Here is a 17133-nt window from a genome sequence, read left to right as displayed (position 1 = left end):
GAAGCCCTCCCAAGGTTGCAATCAACAAAACAGATGTAACACCTGCAATGGGCATTTTATATTTTCGAAACGAAAATCCAGCAAAACTCTTTTTACATGCATGGCAACAGATGTTCTCTGCAAATTCAATTGTGTTGTTGGTACTACAATTTGGGCATTTTATGTTCATCGCGAGCTTAGTATCCTTACTACTTCTGTTTTACTGTTTTGATATTTGGCTGATTTAAGAAAAGTGAACTTCAGTCCCCCCTTATTCCGGCAATGCCCCGATATCAATCACAGGCAAAGCAATACCCGGAATATCAAGGTCGACCCTAAATAACTTGCCGGCTGCCGGTTGTTGTTGTAATTCTGCCGCACTCAGGCCCGCCTGCGCTGTGGTAATAAACAGCTGCCGCAGTTCAGGTCCGGCAAAAGTGAGATTGGTAACATTGCTGACGGGTAATTGCAGCTGATGGGTTAGCTGGCCTTGTTGGTCAAAACGGCTGATACCACCGCCGCGCCACTGCGCTATCCATAATCCGCCGGCTGCATCCAGCGCCATACCGTCGGGAAAACCCTGCTGTTCGCTAAAACGGATAAAACATTGTTTGTCGGACAGTTCACCTTCTGCCGACAAGGCAAAACGGTACACTTCCCTGCTGGCAGAGCTGGCGTGATAAAGGAAACGTCCATCCGGGCTGAATACAGGGCCATTGGTTACCACATAACCGGTATCAACACTTTGTAAACCCCGTTGGTCAACGCGGTATAACTGCCCTGTAGCAACCTGCTCGGCGTTGTCCATGGTGCCAAACCAAAGCCGTCCTTTGTGATCGACACCGCCATCATTTAAGCGGTTGCCTGCCGGTTCAGTCTGCAACAACAACTGCGGCAGTAACCTGACCTGACCTGTGTCGGGGTCTAACAAACCAATGCTACGCGACATGCCAAGCAACAGCAGTTGCCCTTCGGTGCCAACCAGCCAGCAACCGGGTTCCTGCAACGCAATTCGTGCTGTTTTTTGGCTTTCTGGTTCAAACCAGTATAACCACGGATGCAGAATATCAACCCAAAACAGACGCTTACGCTTAGCATCCCAATAAATACCTTCGGCCAAAGCGGCAGCATGACCAGGGCAAACAGAAAACTGTGCTGATAACATAAAACCTTTTATCCGATGTGGCGAAGTGGCAATACAGCTACTCGTCCACAGTCAGAGCAGCACCGACATCAGGCCGGCAGCAAAGGCTACCAGCAGAATCATCTGGCGTAAACGCTTCGCTTGCAGATGGCGGCCGACAAAACCGGACATTCCCCAGCCAATTAACAAAGCCGGTATCGATTGTAAAAACAAATAAATATCCGCCCAACCGGAAATGCCGCCTAACCATAACACCAACATGCCAAACACATTGATATAAAGGAAAAACATACTGAGATTGGCATTGCGCAGCCTGGGTTCTGCATGCTGATACAACAGCCCCATAGGTGCACCACCTGCTGAGGTTGCAGTGCCGATAAAACCGGAAAAAATGCCGGCAATTAAGTTATTGCGCGGGCTAAGTGCCGGCCTTGCCCCCACCACAGACAACAGAACCGCAATCACAATCAGGCCACCAAACAGCATACGGTATTGGGCAAACACCAGACTGGACATCAGCAGCGCAGCCCCCAACACCCCCAAGGTGCCACCAGCCAACGCATAACTGGTCTGTCTCCATTGCAGGTCCTGATGGTTGCGGATCGACATTAATAAGGTCAACAACAAAGCGTTCAGGATCATCGGACCCGGCACGTATTGTGGAGCCAGAATAAACAGCAGGGGTGCACTAAACAGTCCCAGCCCAAAGCCAAGTAGCCCTTGCAGACAGGCGCCTGTCAGCAGGATCAGATTTATCAGCAGCACTTCAGTCAAACAAACAGCCTCTTGGTGATGGATGCCACAGAATGCGGCGAATATAAATATTATAATACAATTATATAAATGCAAGCTTTGACTGATAACCGCAGATAAACAACACAGGGTGAGGTTGGAAGATAAAAAGCTTAAAAAGATGAAGAGGTTAAGACGTTAACAGTACTGCGCCATCAAAGGCAGGCCGGTTCAGCTTCAGACCCAACCACCATCCACTATGACACTTTGTGCCGTTAACATACGGCTGTCATCGGCAGCAAGGAACAACGCCATATCACAGATATCATCGGGTTCCAGCTGCTGTTTAATCGACTGATGACGGTTAATTTCTTTTACAGTGTCGGCATCAAGCCAGCGTGCCAACTGACGTTCTGTCATCACCCAGCCAGGGATCAGGCTGTTTACCCGAATAAAATCAACGCCATAACGTCCGGCCAGCGTGCGGGTTAAACCTTCAATAGCGGCTTTGGCCGTGGTGTAAGCCGGCATACAGGTTTGTTTAATACGCCAGCTGATAGAACCAAGGTTAATAATACTGCCGCCGCCCAATTGCTGCATTTGTGGCAATACCGCCTGAGCGGCGAAAAAATAATGCCGTAAATTAACAGCAAAACGTTCATCCCAATATTCCACTGTCAACTCTTCCACCTGGTGGCGGGTGTCGTCAGCGGCATTGTTGATCAGGATGCTGATCAAACCAAAATGCTGTTGCGCCTGTGAAATACAAGCCTGCAAAGCAGCAATATCGCGGATATCACAAGGCATAAACAGCGGCGCCTCCGCACATTGCTGACTCACTTGACGTACCAGCGCTTCACCGGCCTCGCGCGCTATGTCCACAAATGCAACTTTGGCTCCCTGCAGACAAAAACGCTCAACCAGCCTGGCGCCAATACCTGTGCCACCACCGCTGATAAAAACCACTTTGCCCCGCAGACTGGGGTAATTCGCTTTGTGGCTTAAGTTGTGCTGCATGTTTTCTGCCCCGGACGCAAACTCTTAGCTGCGTCTTTTAATTTCTGCTTCGATAAAAGTCATGGCTTCGTCAATCAGATGTGTCATCAGATTTTTGGCACGTTCCGGCTGCCGGTTGCGGATGGCAGTGCAAATTTTGGCATGATCTTCTGCCACTGCTAAGTCGTTGGCTTTGGCCGGTGTGGTGTGCTGAATACTGACATTTAATGCAGTGCGGATAAAGTCGCGCAACTGGAAAAAGAACCTGTTGCGACTGGCAAACAAAATACTGGTATGAAAAGCCAGATCGGCATCATGCATACTGCCTTGTGGGTCAACAGCTGCAGCCCGCATAGCGGCTACGGCTTTTTCAATCTGGTCGATATCTTCATCACGGGCAAACTCGGCCGCAAGTGCCGCCGCCTGAGGTTCAATAGCAAGGCGAACCTGTAAAAACTCTTTCAGCACATTTAAGGATGGGCTGCTGTTGAGCAACCAGCTTAAAACACTGGTGTCGTACAAATTCCAGTTGCTGGGTTGTTCAACACTGATGCCCTGGCGTGGCCTTGATGAGATCAGGCCTTTGGCTGCCAGCATTTTTACCGCTTCACGCACAGCGGTGCGGCTGATGCCGTATTCTTCACACAGCTGGGCTTCGGTTGGTAAACCGGATTCGCAACTGTATTCACCAGCCACTATGGCCCGCCCCAGATCGTTGGTCACCTGTTCTGACAGATTTAAATTCTCAATGATACGACCCATGTCGGCTCCTCAATACAAGGTTGGTGTGGCTTTTGCGCAGCGGCAACGGCACCGGATGCTGTCATATTAACATATGTTCTGATGATATTCTTTGGCTGTACCACGCAACAGCTCTCATTCAGCAAAAGCGGTTGGCAGCAGTCTGACAGCAACTTAGTTGCTGCCCACCAAGTTGCCTAAAAAACAGATAAAATTCAAGCTTTAAACACAATGCCAACGCCAAAAAGCCGCTGTTGTCTGTGCTTTTTTTACTGCAAACCAAGCGGCTGCGCCAGCCAAAGTGAGTGGGCTTTCCATTCTTAAATTTGTATTATAATATGCTTTATGAACAATAATTGCTCAGCCAGGTCAGGGTCTGACGGCCAAGGCATGTGCTGAGCGCAAAAAAGGACAGAGGACATGGTTGAACTAACTACGATGGACTGGCTGGTGCTGGCTGGTTTTGGTCTGTTGATGATAGGCGTTGTTGTCGCCGCAATGCGGCAAAAAGAAGAAGACACCACAGACTACTTTCTGGCCGGTCGTAATGCCGGTTGGCTGGTGATTGGCGCATCAATTTTTGCGTCCAATATTGGCTCTGAACATCTGGTCGGTTTGTCCGGCTCTGGTGCTGAATCCGGGATGGCGTTGGCTCACTGGGAACTCCAATCCTGGATCATCTTATTGCTCGGCTGGATTTTTGTGCCTTTTTACTGGAGCAGCAAGGTTTACACTATGCCGGAATTTCTGGAGCGGCGTTTTAACGCCCAATCCCGCAGCTTTTTGTCAGTGATTTCACTGGTGAGTTATGTGCTGACCAAAGTGGCGGTCACTGTGTACGCCGGTGGTGTCGCTTTTAAAACCATTTTGGGTATTGAAAGCATCTGGGGCATCGATTTTTTCTGGATCTCAGCTGTTGGTCTGGTGTTGATCACCGGTATTTATACTGTGCTTGGCGGCATGAAAGCCATTATGTGGACCTCGGTGATCCAGACCCCGGTGTTGATCATCGGCTCTGTGGTGATTCTGGTGGTGGGGCTGGATAAAGTGGGTGGCTGGGCCGAAATGGAAAGGTTAAACGGCGAAAATATGCATCTGATGCGCGCCGCCAGCGACGCAAACTTCCCCTGGCCCGGTATAGTGTTTGGCTCTTTTATTATTGGTTTCTGGTACTGGTGTACCGACCAATACATAGTGCAGCGGGTACTGTCAGCCAAAGGCATTCAGGCAGCAAGACGCGGTACTATTTTTGCAGGTTATCTGAAGTTGTTGCCGGTGTTTATTTTCCTGGTACCTGGCCTGATTGCCCATGCGCTGCAAGCCAAAGGGCTGATTTCATTTGACAGTGCCGATCAGGCCTTCCCGACCCTGGTGGCGGAGTTATTGCCATCCGGTGTCAAAGGTATTGTGATTGGCGGTTTGATGGCCGCATTAATGAGTTCGCTTGCCTCCTTGTTTAACTCGTCCGCCACCTTGTTTACCATTGATTTTTATAAAAAATATAAACCGGAATCAACTGAGCAGCAGCTGCTAAAAGTGGGCCGTATCGCCACTGTGGTGGTGGTGGTGCTGGGTATTTTATGGATCCCGGTGATGAGCCTGATTGCCGACGTGTTATACGAATATCTGCAAAGTGTGCAGTCGCTGATAGCGCCTGGTATAGCCGCAGTGTTTTTATTGGGCATTTGCAGCAAACACATCACGCCCACTGCAGGTTATGTCGGACTGGTCGCTGGTTTTGTTCTTGGTATGATCCGGCTGGTGTTATTACCGTTTCGCGAGGCTATACAGGGTACGCCCATCGCCTGGGTGGTGGAAATGAACTGGTTATATTATTGCGTGCTGTTGTTTGTGTTGGTCTGTGTCATTGTGATTGGGCTGAGTTTTGTTACCAAAGCGCCAAGCGAAGACAATGTGCGTGGTCTGACGTTTTCTACTCTGGGCAAAGACACGATGCGCCAGGTGATCCAGGGGCTGGATAAATGGGATTACATCCATTCCGGCATTATTCTGACTATCACCGCCTTTATCTATTGGCGCTTCTGGTAAGTGACTCTTCAGCAGCTAAAGCCAGCGCCGCTGGCTTTAGCGCTTTTATTTAATCCCCCTGCTCTGGCGCAAATAACGGAAACCCTTCGGCGTCCCATTGTAATACCCGCAACCTTGTATGACGGTTAGGATCCGTCAGCGCTGTGCCCTGCAAATCACGATAATCGCGGCTGTGATAAATCATCAGCTCGGTTTTGCCATCTTCAGCCAACACAAAACTGTTATGGCCAGGGCCAAAACGTTGCAGGCTTTCATTGCTGGCAAATACCGGCTCCGGCTTTTTTTGCCAGCTGGAGGGGTTTAATAAATCCGCACCGGCATCAGCCCACAACATGCCCATCGCGTACCGATGATCAGTGGCACTGGCCGAATAAGTGACAAAAATCCGGCCGTGTTTGATCAAAACGGCCGGGCCTTCGTTCACCTTATAACCCTGAATTTCCCAGGCTAAAGTGGGTTCACTGAGTTTCACCACTGGCCCTTTTATCCGGGTTGGTCCATCCATGGCTGCCAGCCACAACGCCGAGTTATAACTCCGGGCTTTGTCCTGTTGTGCCCACAACAAATAACGTTGGCCATTGTGCTCAAAGGTAGTGGCGTCCAGCGCAAAACTATCCAGATGGGTTGTCAACTCGCCCTCTTCCCGCCACTGGCCCAGAGTTGGCTCTGACGCCGGGTTCGACAATACATACATACGAATATGAAAAGGCGCATCAACACGGCTGGCCGCAAAATACAGATACCAGCGGCCGTTAATGCGGTGCAGCTCTGGCGCCCAGATATTGGCGCTCATAGGCCCGCTGGCTTTTTTCTGCCACACCTGCACGGCTTTGGCGGTTTTTAAACCGGCTAAAGTACAACTGGAGCGAATTTCCAGTGCGGAAAAATCCGGTACTGTGGCAGTAAAGTGGTAACAGCCAGTGGTAGCGTCCCGGTATAAATAGGGATCAGCCCGTTGCAGTAACAATGGATTTTGCGGCAAAGTGACAGCTGCAGTGGCCTGCAATGACAACAAAACGCTTAAAGTGAAAATAGTCAAACGCATCAACAACTCTCCTGTGGTCGCCGGGGCTTGTGAGCGCCGGATCTATTCTGTACTATTAATATTGTATTACTTATTAACAAGAATCAACCGGCAGGAGAAGCAAATATGAATCATCGGATCAGCAGCATCACAGCCGCAGCGTTAATGTTGTGCAGTAGCCTGACACAGGCCAAACAACTGGAAGTGCATGACCCAGTGCTGGCCAAAGCCGGTGATGTTTATTATGTCTTCAGCACAGGTCCCGGCATCAGCATCTATCAGTCCAAAGATTTACACAACTGGCAACCCGGTGGCCGGGTGTTTGCCACAGAACCCAGCTGGGCCAAAGCGATAGCGCCGGGTTTTGATGGCCATTTGTGGGCGCCTGATATCATCGAAAAAGACGGCGTTTTTTATCTGTATTATTCAGTGTCGGCTTTTGGTAAAAATACCTCTGCTATTGGGGTGGCCACCAACAAAACCCTGGATCCCACGGCAAACAATTACCAATGGCAGGATCAAGGCATTGTGCTGCAGTCGGTGCCGGAGCGTGACCACTGGAATGCGATAGATCCGGCCATTATCCGCGATGAAAACGGCGATTATTGGATGAGCTTTGGTTCTTTTTGGGAAGGACTAAAACTGGTGAAACTGGACAAAAACCTCACCCGTCTTGCCGAGCCGCAACAGTGGCACAGCATTGCCAAAAGACCACGCAACCCGGCCTTGCCGGACGGTGAGCCCGGTGATGGTGCTATTGAAGCCCCTTATATTTTTCACAAAAATGGTTATTACTATCTGTTTGTTTCTTTTGATAAATGTTGCCGGGGCAAAGACAGTGATTACAAAATTATGGTGGGACGCAGTAAAAGCCTGACCGGGCCTTATGTCGACAAAACCGGCAAATCTATGTTGCAAGGTGGCGGTTCTTTAGTGCTTAAAGGTGACAAAGACTGGGTGGCGCTTGGTCATAACGCGGCCTACAGCATAGACGGCAAAGATTATCTGGTGTTTCACGCTTATGAAACTGCCGACAAAGCACTGCAAAAACTAAAAGTGTTGCCTATAACCTGGCAAGACGACTGGCCTGTGGTGCAGCAAAAAGCCTTAAATCAATACCGCACCAGACTTATCAACCCATAACCACAAGGCATCAGTCTAAAAGTTGTGCCGGGCCAGATCATCGCTGGGGTTTTAACAGCCTGATGCCATAAATACCACCGGCAACTGAACCTGGTTTGGCGACAAATTTCAGCTGATGTTTGCCGGTGCTGCTGCGCTTTAACAAGATGGCAGGAATGGCGTAGTCAATATGATAAAAACCGGCATTCGCCTGAGCTGCTAAGGTCACTTCCGCCAGCAGCTGGTCATTCAGCAACAGCAGAAACTGCCGGCCAGCGTCGCCGCTAAAATACTCCAGCCGCAGCACTGTGGCCGCATTGGCGGTATCGGTCAGCTGATAACTGAACCATTCACGACTGTCACGCCAGTGCCGGCCGTTGTTGTTACCACTTTGACTGGCCTGCCCCTGATATTGATGCTCGACCTCGGGTTGTTGTTGACCGGGTTGGATCTGATCCAGAGTGCGGGCTATCAGTGCTTGCTCCTCCGCTGCCTTTGCTGTTGCTCTGGCAACAAAATCCGGATAAGCCGCCTTCGCCACTTGCTGCAGATAAATCTGATAACGCTGGTCGTGCACCCGGAAAAACGGCACCAGCTGCGCCACAGGTTGTTGTTGCCAGAACTTCGGCTGAACTGCTTGCAAACCCGGAGCGGCAAAAGCCAGAGGCCCGGGTAAACGGCGCAGTTGTTGTAAAAAAACATCGGGCTCGCCCACTATCAGCGGCGCCGCACCTTGTGGACAGACAGCGCCCGCGGCAATATGGCCCATCCGGCTGTCGTCGGCAATAAACTGCAACTGCTCGTCTTTGAGCTGAGGTAAAGGCTGCGCCAGCGCCACCGGGCCATATAACACTGCGTAGTTGGCAGTTGTTGTATTGTGTTTTGCCTTAGCACCGGGCAGTTGTTCCAGCCGCAGCATAGGGTCCAAAGTAAAACTGAGTTTATCGCCGGCCTTTAACGGCGCGGTCAGCGTCAGATAACCAGGGCGTATGCTGCTGGTTGTGACGGTTTTGCCGTTTAGCTGCAGCTGCAAAGGTGCATTTTGCCAGGAAGCAACGCGGATACTCAGTTGCTGAGGTTTTGCAGTCGCTTTCAGCACTGTCAGCAACACCTGATTATCGTCGGGGAATAAAGTGTCGAGCTGCAATTGCAGCCCCTGCTCAGGCCAATCCAGCGTTGAAGGGATAAACAGATTCAGCAGTAACTCAGCGCCAGCCCGGCTGTAAATCAGTTCGGCATATTTGCTGTGATTCTCAAGGCCCGAACCGACACAACACCACATCGATTTGTCATGCGAAGAATAAACGCGGTAATGGCCGGCGCGCAGCGGCGTAAAATACACCAGGCCACCATGGTCGGGATGTTGTGATGACAAAATATGGTTGTAGCTGGCCCGCTCGTAAAAACTTAAATAGCGCACGTCACCGCTTTGCAGAAACAATAACTTCGCCAGTTTTAACATATTGTATGTATTGCAGGTTTCCGGCCCTTCGACGTCTTCGAGCATAGGACTAAAATCATCAGGCTGATGAAAATGCTCACGCACACTGTTGCCGCCAATCACCACGCTACGGCGTTCTGTGACTGTCTGATAAAAAAACTGCGCAGCCTGCTGCCAGCGCGGTAATTGAGCTGTGCCGCCGACACGCCAAAAACCTATCACTTTTGGAATTTGGGTATTGGCATGCAGGCCGCTGAGTTGGTCTTCGTGACGCAATAAAGGCGCCAGCAAACTTTGTTGTGAATAACTTTGCGCCAGCCGCAGGTAAGCGTCATCGCCGCTGATGTCATACAAATCGACCAGCGTTTCGTTCAGGCCACCATGCTCACTCACCAGCAACTGCTGAATCTGGCTATGCGACAAATTGGCATTTAACCGCAAAAACCACTGGCCTAAATTTAACAGCAGGGTTTTTGCCTGAGTTTTGTGAGTCAACAACCAGACATCAGTTAAACCAGCCATGGTTTTATGCAGGTTATACAACGGAACCCAACTTTGATTCAGGCTGAATAAATCACTTTGAATATGGCCGCTGCGCACTTGTTGCCACAGCAGCTGCCCGCCGGGAATGCCGCCCAGATAACCAACATCAGCACCGGCATAAGCCTGCTGTATTACCACAAGTTCAGCCAGCAGCAAATCCAGTCGCTGATTTAACTCTGGATCCGCTGTTGCCGCCACGGCCAGCGCCAGTGCCGACAGATAATGGCCGCCAATATGACCATCCAGCCCACTGCTTTCCCAATTGCCATAAGCCGGCGCTTTTGGCACTAAACCCGCTTCACGCCAAAAGGGAGCCAACAAACGGTTGATGTCAAAATCACGCAGATATTGCAAATTGGTTTGTTGCGCCTGATAAAAGGGCCCGTCGGTTAAGCGCAGTTGTGACAACACAAAAGGTTGCAGTGCCGGTGTTGTCGCTGTTGCGGCAACAGAATTGACAGCAATCAGCTGCTCTTGCTGTGGTGGCGCGCCATAAGCCCTGACCATCAATACAAGGCTGCCCATCAGTAGCAAACAACCAAAGTGCATCAGACGCATCAGTGTTTCCAAAAGCCGTGGCTGATAAGGGGCTGATACTTGACCAGCACTGTTCCGGTATGGTGCTAAGGCTGACCTGGTTTACCAAACACAGGCTGGCCGTTATCCCAGCGAATGGTTTTGACAAAAGTATGGCGATCCGGATTCCACAACGGGTCTCCTTCAATTTCGGTATATTGCCGGCAGTGGTACACCAGCACGTCGGTACCATCGGCAAGTGTGGTAAAGCTGTTATGGCCGGGGCCAAACATTTTTACACTGTCGTCGGTCTGAAACACCGGTTGTTGTGCTTTATGCCAGCTGGCCGGGTTCAGCACATCGGCGTTTTCATCAGCCGTCAGCAGCCCCATGCAATAGTTCTCGTCCGTGGCACTGGCGGAATAACTGATAAAAATTTTGCCATGGCCTTTCAGCACTGCCGGGCCTTCGTTCACCGAAAAACCACGGGTTTCCCAGTCCAGCTCAGGTTTGGTCAGCAGCACAGGCTCGCCTTTAATCGCCACAGGCGACGCCATTTCGGCGATATATAAATTGGAGTTGCCATTGATGCCCGGGCCTTTTTGCGCCCAGAGGTAATACAGTTTGCCCTGATGATAAAAAGTGGTGGCATCCAGGCAAAAACTGTTGATGCCGGTGTCGATTTGCCCAACAAAATGCCAGTCTGCGGTTAAAGGGTTGTCACCAACGGCCTGAATAACATACATACGATGCTGAAACAGATTGTCTTTAATAGCGCGGCTTGGCGCAGCCGCAAAATAGACATACCAACTGCCCTGATGGAAATGAATTTCCGGTGCCCAAATCAGCTCAGAATAAGGCCCTTGTTCTGGTTTACGCCACACCATCACAGTCTGTGCTGTGGCTAAATCTTCCAGTTGCCGGGCGCGGCGCAGTTCAATACCTTCATAAGAGGGCACAGAAGCGGTGAAATAATAAAAACCGTCGTTGTGCCGGTAAATAAAAGGGTCGGCACGTTGTGGGATCAGCGGTTGATTACTGTTTAGTGCATTGCGGTTAAGCATGACTCTGAAGTCCTTTTTCTACTGCGGATGACGTTGCGGCTGACGGCAAAGATGCCGTCGCCGGTTTAACATTTAATTCAGCCAATAACTGCCGGTAAGCCTGGTCGGTAATGCGGTAACGCTGCATCAACACCCCAACCCCATAATGAAACAGACCGGGGATCAGGGTCAGCATCAGCGCTATGCCGGTTAATGCCAGCGCACTTTGTGCCACATCCGGCTGATAGCCAAAACCGGCCAGCAACCAGCCAACTAAGGCACCGGCTACACCCATGCCGGCTTTTTGGCAAAATGAAATACCGCCAAAAGACAAACCAGCAACCCTCTGACCGGTTTTATGTTCGCCATAATCCACAGCTTCAGCAATGGCCGACCAGAACACAGGTGCATGTAAATCCACCACAAAAGAAATCAGGAAAAACAACACAAAAGCCAATAAAACGTCACCCGGCTGCACCAGCACAAACATCAGCAGACTTAACAGTCCCACTGCCATCTGGCTGTATTTAAACAACTTTACTTTGCAATACACTTTGGTGATCCAGGTAGAGGCCACCATAGATAAAATGGCTGCACCCACACCTGTTGATAAAAACAATGACTGCATTGTGGTGTCGCCGCCCAGATAATATTTGGCGTAATACAAAGCGACAGAACCCCGCACTACATAACCGACAGTCCCCAGCACACAAACACCACACAACACCAGCCACTGGTCGTTTTTCAGCAATAAAGCAAACTGCTGACGCAAGGGTTGTTGATCAACTTTATGCTCCAACCGCTCTGTGGTGGTGAAAAAACAAAACAGGAAAAATAACACCGCCAATACCGCCATCAGCCCCATAGCGGCCTGATAACCGGCGGCTTTGTCTCCTTGCCAATAGTCGGCACCAGCCAGTAAAGGCACAATGATGGTCACAGCAAAAGCAGCAATTTTGGCAAAAAACAACCGATAACCGTTGGCCGACAAACGCTCTTTCGGGTCATCTGTCATCACACCAATTAAGGAGATATAAGGAATAGTCACAGCGGTAAACATCAGTGTGACAAAAATATAAGTGGCATAAGCCCAAACCAGTTTGGCGTTGTAATCCAAATCAGGTGTACTAAAAGTTAAAAAGACCGAAATACCAAAAGGCACAGCAAACACCAATAAATAAGGCCGGTAACGACCCCAACGACTGGTGAATTTATCGGTCAGCAAACCCATCAGCGGATCTGTCACCGCATCCAGTACCCTGACCAGCAAAAACATCAGCGCCATGTCGGACGGTTTCATGCCATACACGTCGGTGTAAAAAAAGGTAATGATCAGCATCATTGCCGAGATCACGACATTCACCGCCATATCGCCGGCACCAAAACCAATTTTTTCCAGTTGCGATAACTTATGCTGACTCATCACGCTGTTTTCCTTTGTGCTGCAGGCCGCTGCTTTGAACCGCACCGTCCCTGACTGCTGTTGGCAGAAGCACACTGCCCTGTTGTTATTGAACCAAGATAATATTGTAGGACAATTGGTGCAACAACCATTTTGCCAATCCGACCCGAATCAGGTTCAGCCTGAGCGGCACGCAGTGGAAGGATCTGTTAAAAAAAGCCCCGCCTGGGCGGGGCTCAAACCAGGTCAATCAAAACTTACATTGAATAACGCACACCCAGAGCAAAGGTACGGCTATACATGGCAGTACCAAAGTTGTTGGTGGTTGGGTTATTGCCGTAATAACTCTGATACACCTCGTTGGTCAGGTTGGTACCATCCAGAGTCACTTCAAGGTTGTCCAACAGCTGATAACTCAACTGGAAGTCCATACTGGCTTCCGGCCGGCGCCGCATTTCCAGCGGGTTGGCAAACAACGCCGCTTCATAGTTGGCAAGGAAGTCATCACGCCATGCATAAGACAACCTCATGCCTAACTTGTCTTTGTCATAAGCCAGCACCAGGCTATAAGACGAATCCGACACGCCAAACACATCAGTGTCTTTATAACCTGTGATATCACCGGCTGAATTGGTATCAGGTGTGGTTTGTGACGATGAAAGCGCAGTGTAACTGGCCTGCACACCAAAACCGTCTAACACCTGAGGCAAATTGTCCGGGAACCAGACTAAACCAAGTTCAGCACCGGAAATATCACCATTGGACGCATTGTACGGCTGGCTTAAGATAAATTTGTAAGGTGTTGGGTCAGTGGCTGATTTGTCATGCATCACAGCACGGCGGAAACCCACCACAAAACCTTCCACATCACGACGGAACAAAGTACCGTACAAAGAACTGGAGTCGGCAAAATACCATTCGAGCGCAAAGTCATAATTGCGTGATTCGGTTGGTTTTAAATCCGGATTACCACCCCCTGCGGTACCATAACCAATACCTGTTACGTCTTCGTTATAAATAATCAGCGGGTTTAAATCGCCAAAAGACGGGTAACGCAAGGTTTCGGTATAAGCCAGACGCATTTGTAAGTCATCTGCCAGTTCATAACGTAGTGTCACACTTGGCAATAAGGTGCGGGTTTTGCTTTCACCCGGCGTCATAGGCTGAGGTACACCAGGCGCAGTTTCCTGATAAAACTCAGAGTCAGTGTCGATGCCGGTGTAACGTAAACCAATTTCACCGTCCAGGGTACGGCCAGCAACTTCAGTTTCGTATTTACCCTGCACATAAGCCGACAAAGTGGTGGATTCAATATCAAAAGAGCGGTTTAAACCCAGTTTGTTCATGCCGTATAAGGTGCGGAATTCATCGGCATTTTCGCGGATATGGTAACCATTGGCCACAGCCCAGCTGGTTGGCACCTGAGCTTCGCCATCCATAAAACCACTGTTCACCGAGGCTAAACCTTCAATAGACGCCACATTCAGGCCGCCACCACAACAGCGATCTTGCCGGCTGAAGGCGGTTTCAGCGCCCCTTTTGTCATAACGTATACCGGTTTCAACTTTGGTGAAAAAGCCGGCCAGGCTATAAGACAAATCTGAGGTCAAAGTAACGGCATCGCCTTCATCACTGTTGGCGTTATCGTACATACCGTCAATCAGATAAGCGGAAGCATCTGCCATAGTCGACTCGTCAACCGCTGCGGTGGCCGGATCATCTTCAAAACCAAACCCCGGCATACCGTCATTCTGGTTAAAGTCGACATTGAGCTTGTAATTGTTGCCGGGACGGATAAAACGCATGGCAAAAAAATCACTTTCGTATTTGCTGGACTGGTACACCACTTCAGATTTAAGTGTCAGATCTTCATTTAACTGCCAATTCCCGCCCAGAGCGTACAACATACTGTCGGTTTTACCTGTGGATAAATCACCACTGGTAAAAACCCATGGATGCAACACTGAACGCGATTTAACAATATTGGTGCCAGGGTGATACACCACATTGGCAGCAGCCGCCGCCTGGGTTGGATTCATCCCGGCATAATCCCCCCACCAATCGGCAAAGGAGAATAACAGGCTGTTAAAACCTTCGTTGCGATAGCCGTTATAAAAAGTTTCAAACACATATTCAGCGTTTTCATTGGGTGAAAACTGGAAAGACAGATTGGCGGCAGGACGTTCACGTTCACCATTGTAGTCACTTTGGAAAATCGCGTCCCGGCCCAGCATATAAGCGGTTGGTGTGCCATTAATATTAAAAACAGAACCTGCTGCTGAAGGTAAACCTTCCAATAAACCAGCTTGCCAGATAGGATCTTCACTGACGCCACCACGGGTCGGCCATACCCGCTCAAAAGGGGTATAAGGTGCAGTGGTCGATTCGGTCATAAAAGGCACCATGGCGCCTGCGGTCACACTTTGATCACGATAACGGATACGCGAAAATGACAGGTTAACCAAAGCGCCAAACTGGCCCTGGCTGCTATCCCAGCGATCGCTGGCCAAGGCGCTGATGGCCGGGTTAGTGGCATCATTTTGTTCGTTGTAAATACCACGGCCGGCCACAATAAACTTGGAACCATCAAAATCAAAAGGCCGGTGGGTTTTAACGTCAATGGCGCCGGCAATGCCACTTTCAATCTGGCTGGCCGAACGGGTTTTAAACACATCAACTTGTTTTAACAAACTGGCGGGAATGTCCTGCAGTGCCACAGCAGTGCCGGCAGCGGTAAAAATATTACGGCCATTCACAGTGGTGGTAATGTCATTTAAACCACGAATGGACACACCTGACACTTCACCTGAACCACGGTTGGTTACCTGTACACCAGTCACCCGTTGCAAAGACTCAACAACGTTATTATCCGGGAATTTGCCGATATCTTCGGCCACGATAGAATCAACAATTTGTTCGTTTAATCTTTTGATACCTAAGGCTTTGTTCAGGCTACCGCGGATCCCTTTTACCTGAATCACTTCAATAGACTCAGTTTTATCTTTTTTATTCTGAGATGTGGTTTCTGCTTCCTGCGCATAGGCTACCTGGCCGGAAAGCACCAGCAGTATCGCACTGGACAAGTGGCTTCGCTTAAACATGGGTCGTCTTCTCCCGTCATTGTGTATGAATGCCTTGCAAGTCCATCACTACCCGAACTTTTCCGGCTTATTGTTTTGTCCATCTGCAGCTGCTGCAGCACTGAATATCACTGCAAAAGCGGCACTGTCAAATTATTATACTTCTATAATACTATTGTATGATTATTTAACTGTCAACCAAAGTTACGCCCTGATGACAATTTTATTTATCCATTTAAATCATGCACTTACTATATTTAACGATTTCAGGAACCGCCTTAGCGGATCCCTTCACTGCTCATGATGACACGTTGTAGTGTGCCGTCGCTGTTGTAATACAATGGATCTATGGCCACTGAACGACGAAAACGGCCACCGCTGGCACGCCCATCGGTCGGCGGCACTGCACCGTTGTGGTAGATAAAATAAGATTTGCCCTGAAACTCGATAATAGCTTGATGGTTGGTTTCAGAATTACCGGCAATTTCATTCAGAATGCCCTGATATTGCCATGGGCCATTAATACTCTTGCTGCTGGCGTAACAGATTTTCTCCGGAAAACCGCAGGCATAAGACAGGTAATAACTATTGCCTTTGTGATGCACCCAGGCAGCTTCAGTAAAGTCTTTTAATTCAATGGTTTTTATCTCACCATCCAGCTCGGTCATATTGGCTTTGAGCTTGACGTACTTCGCCACCAGATTGCCAAAAAACAAATAAGCCTGACCGTCTTTATCGATAAACACCGCAGGGTCAATGTCGTCCCAGTCGTTTTTTGTCTGAGTGGTCATGTCGTTACTTACCAGCGCTTTGCCAATAGCATCTTTAAAAGGCCCTAGCGGGCTGTCAGCCACTGCCACTCCAATAGCAAAACCTGGTTTATCGTCTTTATGCCTTACTGTGGTGTAAAAATAAAACTTGCCGTTGCGTTCAATGGCATGGGCAGCCCAGGCATCGCCTTTGGCCCAGCTAAAATCTGTTGCTTTGAGCACTGGCCCGTGGCGTTGCCAGTTTTTCATGTCTTTGGAACTAAACAACAACCAGTCTTTCATCACAAAAAAACCATTGTTATCCGCAGCTTCATCATGTCCGGTGTACAGATACACTGTGTCGCCATGCACCAGTGCCGCCGGATCTGCCGTCAGCACATCGTCAAATAACGGGTTTTTTGCCTGCAGTGGCAAGCTGGTGCTAAGCACAGCGCAGCAAAGCAGCACAGGCCATAGTTGTGATAGTTGCGATAGTTTTTGATACATCTTTGATCCTTATGCCGGCCCCGTCAGGCAACGGGCCTGACGGGGCTGGCTATCATATTGTATTA

12 protein-coding genes are annotated in these 17133 nt (G+C 49.5%); 2 read left to right on the top strand and 10 right to left on the bottom strand.

What is annotated here, in order from left to right:
* Window positions 1-250: 250 nt before the first annotated feature.
* The 4 genes from RCH83_RS10090 to RCH83_RS10075 all read right to left on the bottom strand — a co-directional run bounded on the left by RCH83_RS10090 (window position 251) and on the right by RCH83_RS10075 (window position 3613).
* Window positions 251-1144: an SMP-30/gluconolactonase/LRE family protein gene (locus RCH83_RS10090; protein ID WP_306521584.1), complete on the bottom strand. Its 894-nt coding sequence runs from the start codon at window positions 1142-1144 to the stop codon at window positions 251-253.
* Between the two features lie 51 nt (window positions 1145-1195).
* Window positions 1196-1888: a sulfite exporter TauE/SafE family protein gene (locus tag RCH83_RS10085; protein ID WP_306521610.1), complete on the bottom strand. Its 693-nt coding sequence runs from the start codon at window positions 1886-1888 to the stop codon at window positions 1196-1198.
* Between the two features lie 204 nt (window positions 1889-2092).
* Window positions 2093-2872 (bottom strand): SDR family NAD(P)-dependent oxidoreductase, encoded by a 780-nt coding sequence (locus RCH83_RS10080; protein WP_306521582.1) that lies wholly within the window; start codon window positions 2870-2872, stop codon window positions 2093-2095.
* Window positions 2873-2896: 24 nt separating this feature from the next.
* On the bottom strand, window positions 2897-3613 hold the full coding sequence (locus RCH83_RS10075; RefSeq protein WP_306521580.1) for a FadR/GntR family transcriptional regulator: 717 nt from the start codon (window positions 3611-3613) through the stop codon (window positions 2897-2899).
* 399 nt (window positions 3614-4012) lie between these two features.
* On the opposite strand from RCH83_RS10075, the gene RCH83_RS10070 reads away from it, so the two are divergent.
* The gene (locus RCH83_RS10070; protein WP_306521578.1) at window positions 4013-5641 is read left to right on the top strand and encodes a sodium:solute symporter; all 1629 of its coding nucleotides are present in this window, start codon (window positions 4013-4015) and stop codon (window positions 5639-5641) included.
* A gap of 49 nt (window positions 5642-5690) precedes the next feature.
* On the opposite strand, the gene RCH83_RS10065 is transcribed toward RCH83_RS10070, so the two are convergent.
* Window positions 5691-6686, bottom strand: coding sequence for a family 43 glycosylhydrolase (locus RCH83_RS10065; protein ID WP_306521576.1), 996 nt, complete (start codon window positions 6684-6686; stop codon window positions 5691-5693).
* 105 nt (window positions 6687-6791) lie between these two features.
* Here RCH83_RS10065 and RCH83_RS10060 point away from each other — a divergent pair, with 105 nt between their 5' ends.
* Window positions 6792-7808 carry an arabinan endo-1,5-alpha-L-arabinosidase gene (locus tag RCH83_RS10060; protein ID WP_306521574.1) on the top strand — a complete coding sequence of 339 codons (1017 nt, stop codon included), beginning with the start codon at window positions 6792-6794 and terminating at the stop codon, window positions 7806-7808.
* A 37-nt stretch (window positions 7809-7845) separates the two neighbouring features.
* Here the strand turns inward: RCH83_RS10060 and RCH83_RS10055 are convergent, their stop codons facing one another.
* The 5 genes from RCH83_RS10055 to RCH83_RS10035 form a co-directional block, all read right to left on the bottom strand.
* A complete protein-coding gene (locus RCH83_RS10055; protein WP_306521572.1) occupies window positions 7846-10329 on the bottom strand; it encodes a beta-L-arabinofuranosidase domain-containing protein in 2484 nt (827 codons plus the stop codon).
* Window positions 10330-10394: 65 nt separating this feature from the next.
* Complete coding sequence (locus RCH83_RS10050) at window positions 10395-11351, bottom strand: glycoside hydrolase family 43 protein (RefSeq protein ID WP_306521570.1); 957 nt, start codon at window positions 11349-11351, stop codon at window positions 10395-10397.
* Window positions 11344-12753, bottom strand: coding sequence for an MFS transporter (locus RCH83_RS10045; RefSeq protein WP_306521568.1), 1410 nt, complete (start codon window positions 12751-12753; stop codon window positions 11344-11346). The genes RCH83_RS10050 and RCH83_RS10045 overlap by 8 nt, the downstream gene beginning before the upstream one ends.
* Window positions 12754-12989: 236 nt before the next feature.
* The gene (locus RCH83_RS10040; protein WP_306521566.1) at window positions 12990-15833 is read right to left on the bottom strand and encodes a TonB-dependent receptor; all 2844 of its coding nucleotides are present in this window, start codon (window positions 15831-15833) and stop codon (window positions 12990-12992) included.
* Window positions 15834-16090: 257 nt separating this feature from the next.
* Window positions 16091-17068 (bottom strand): glycoside hydrolase family 43 protein, encoded by a 978-nt coding sequence (locus RCH83_RS10035; RefSeq protein ID WP_306521564.1) that lies wholly within the window; start codon window positions 17066-17068, stop codon window positions 16091-16093.
* Window positions 17069-17133: the final 65 nt, after the last annotated feature.

This window comes from Rheinheimera sp. (assembly GCF_030824435.1).
GTDB lineage: Bacteria > Pseudomonadota > Gammaproteobacteria > Enterobacterales > Alteromonadaceae > Pararheinheimera.
This window is presented reverse-complemented; position numbering and strand designations above follow the sequence as displayed.

What these genes read in the sequence shown, in the direction of transcription:
- RCH83_RS10050 (WP_306521570.1), bottom strand. Translation starts at nt 11,351, where the DNA reads ATGCTTAACCGCAATGCACTAAACAGTAATCAACCGCTGATCCCACAA.
- RCH83_RS10060 (WP_306521574.1), top strand. Translation starts at nt 6,792, where the DNA reads ATGAATCATCGGATCAGCAGCATCACAGCCGCAGCGTTAATGTTGTGC.
- RCH83_RS10055 (WP_306521572.1), bottom strand. Translation starts at nt 10,329, where the DNA reads ATGCGTCTGATGCACTTTGGTTGTTTGCTACTGATGGGCAGCCTTGTA.
- RCH83_RS10040 (WP_306521566.1), bottom strand. Translation starts at nt 15,833, where the DNA reads ATGTTTAAGCGAAGCCACTTGTCCAGTGCGATACTGCTGGTGCTTTCC.
- RCH83_RS10090 (WP_306521584.1), bottom strand. Translation starts at nt 1,144, where the DNA reads ATGTTATCAGCACAGTTTTCTGTTTGCCCTGGTCATGCTGCCGCTTTG.
- RCH83_RS10035 (WP_306521564.1), bottom strand. Translation starts at nt 17,068, where the DNA reads ATGTATCAAAAACTATCGCAACTATCACAACTATGGCCTGTGCTGCTT.
- RCH83_RS10075 (WP_306521580.1), bottom strand. Translation starts at nt 3,613, where the DNA reads ATGGGTCGTATCATTGAGAATTTAAATCTGTCAGAACAGGTGACCAAC.
- RCH83_RS10045 (WP_306521568.1), bottom strand. Translation starts at nt 12,753, where the DNA reads ATGAGTCAGCATAAGTTATCGCAACTGGAAAAAATTGGTTTTGGTGCC.
- RCH83_RS10070 (WP_306521578.1), top strand. Translation starts at nt 4,013, where the DNA reads ATGGTTGAACTAACTACGATGGACTGGCTGGTGCTGGCTGGTTTTGGT.
- RCH83_RS10080 (WP_306521582.1), bottom strand. Translation starts at nt 2,872, where the DNA reads ATGCAGCACAACTTAAGCCACAAAGCGAATTACCCCAGTCTGCGGGGC.
- RCH83_RS10065 (WP_306521576.1), bottom strand. Translation starts at nt 6,686, where the DNA reads ATGCGTTTGACTATTTTCACTTTAAGCGTTTTGTTGTCATTGCAGGCC.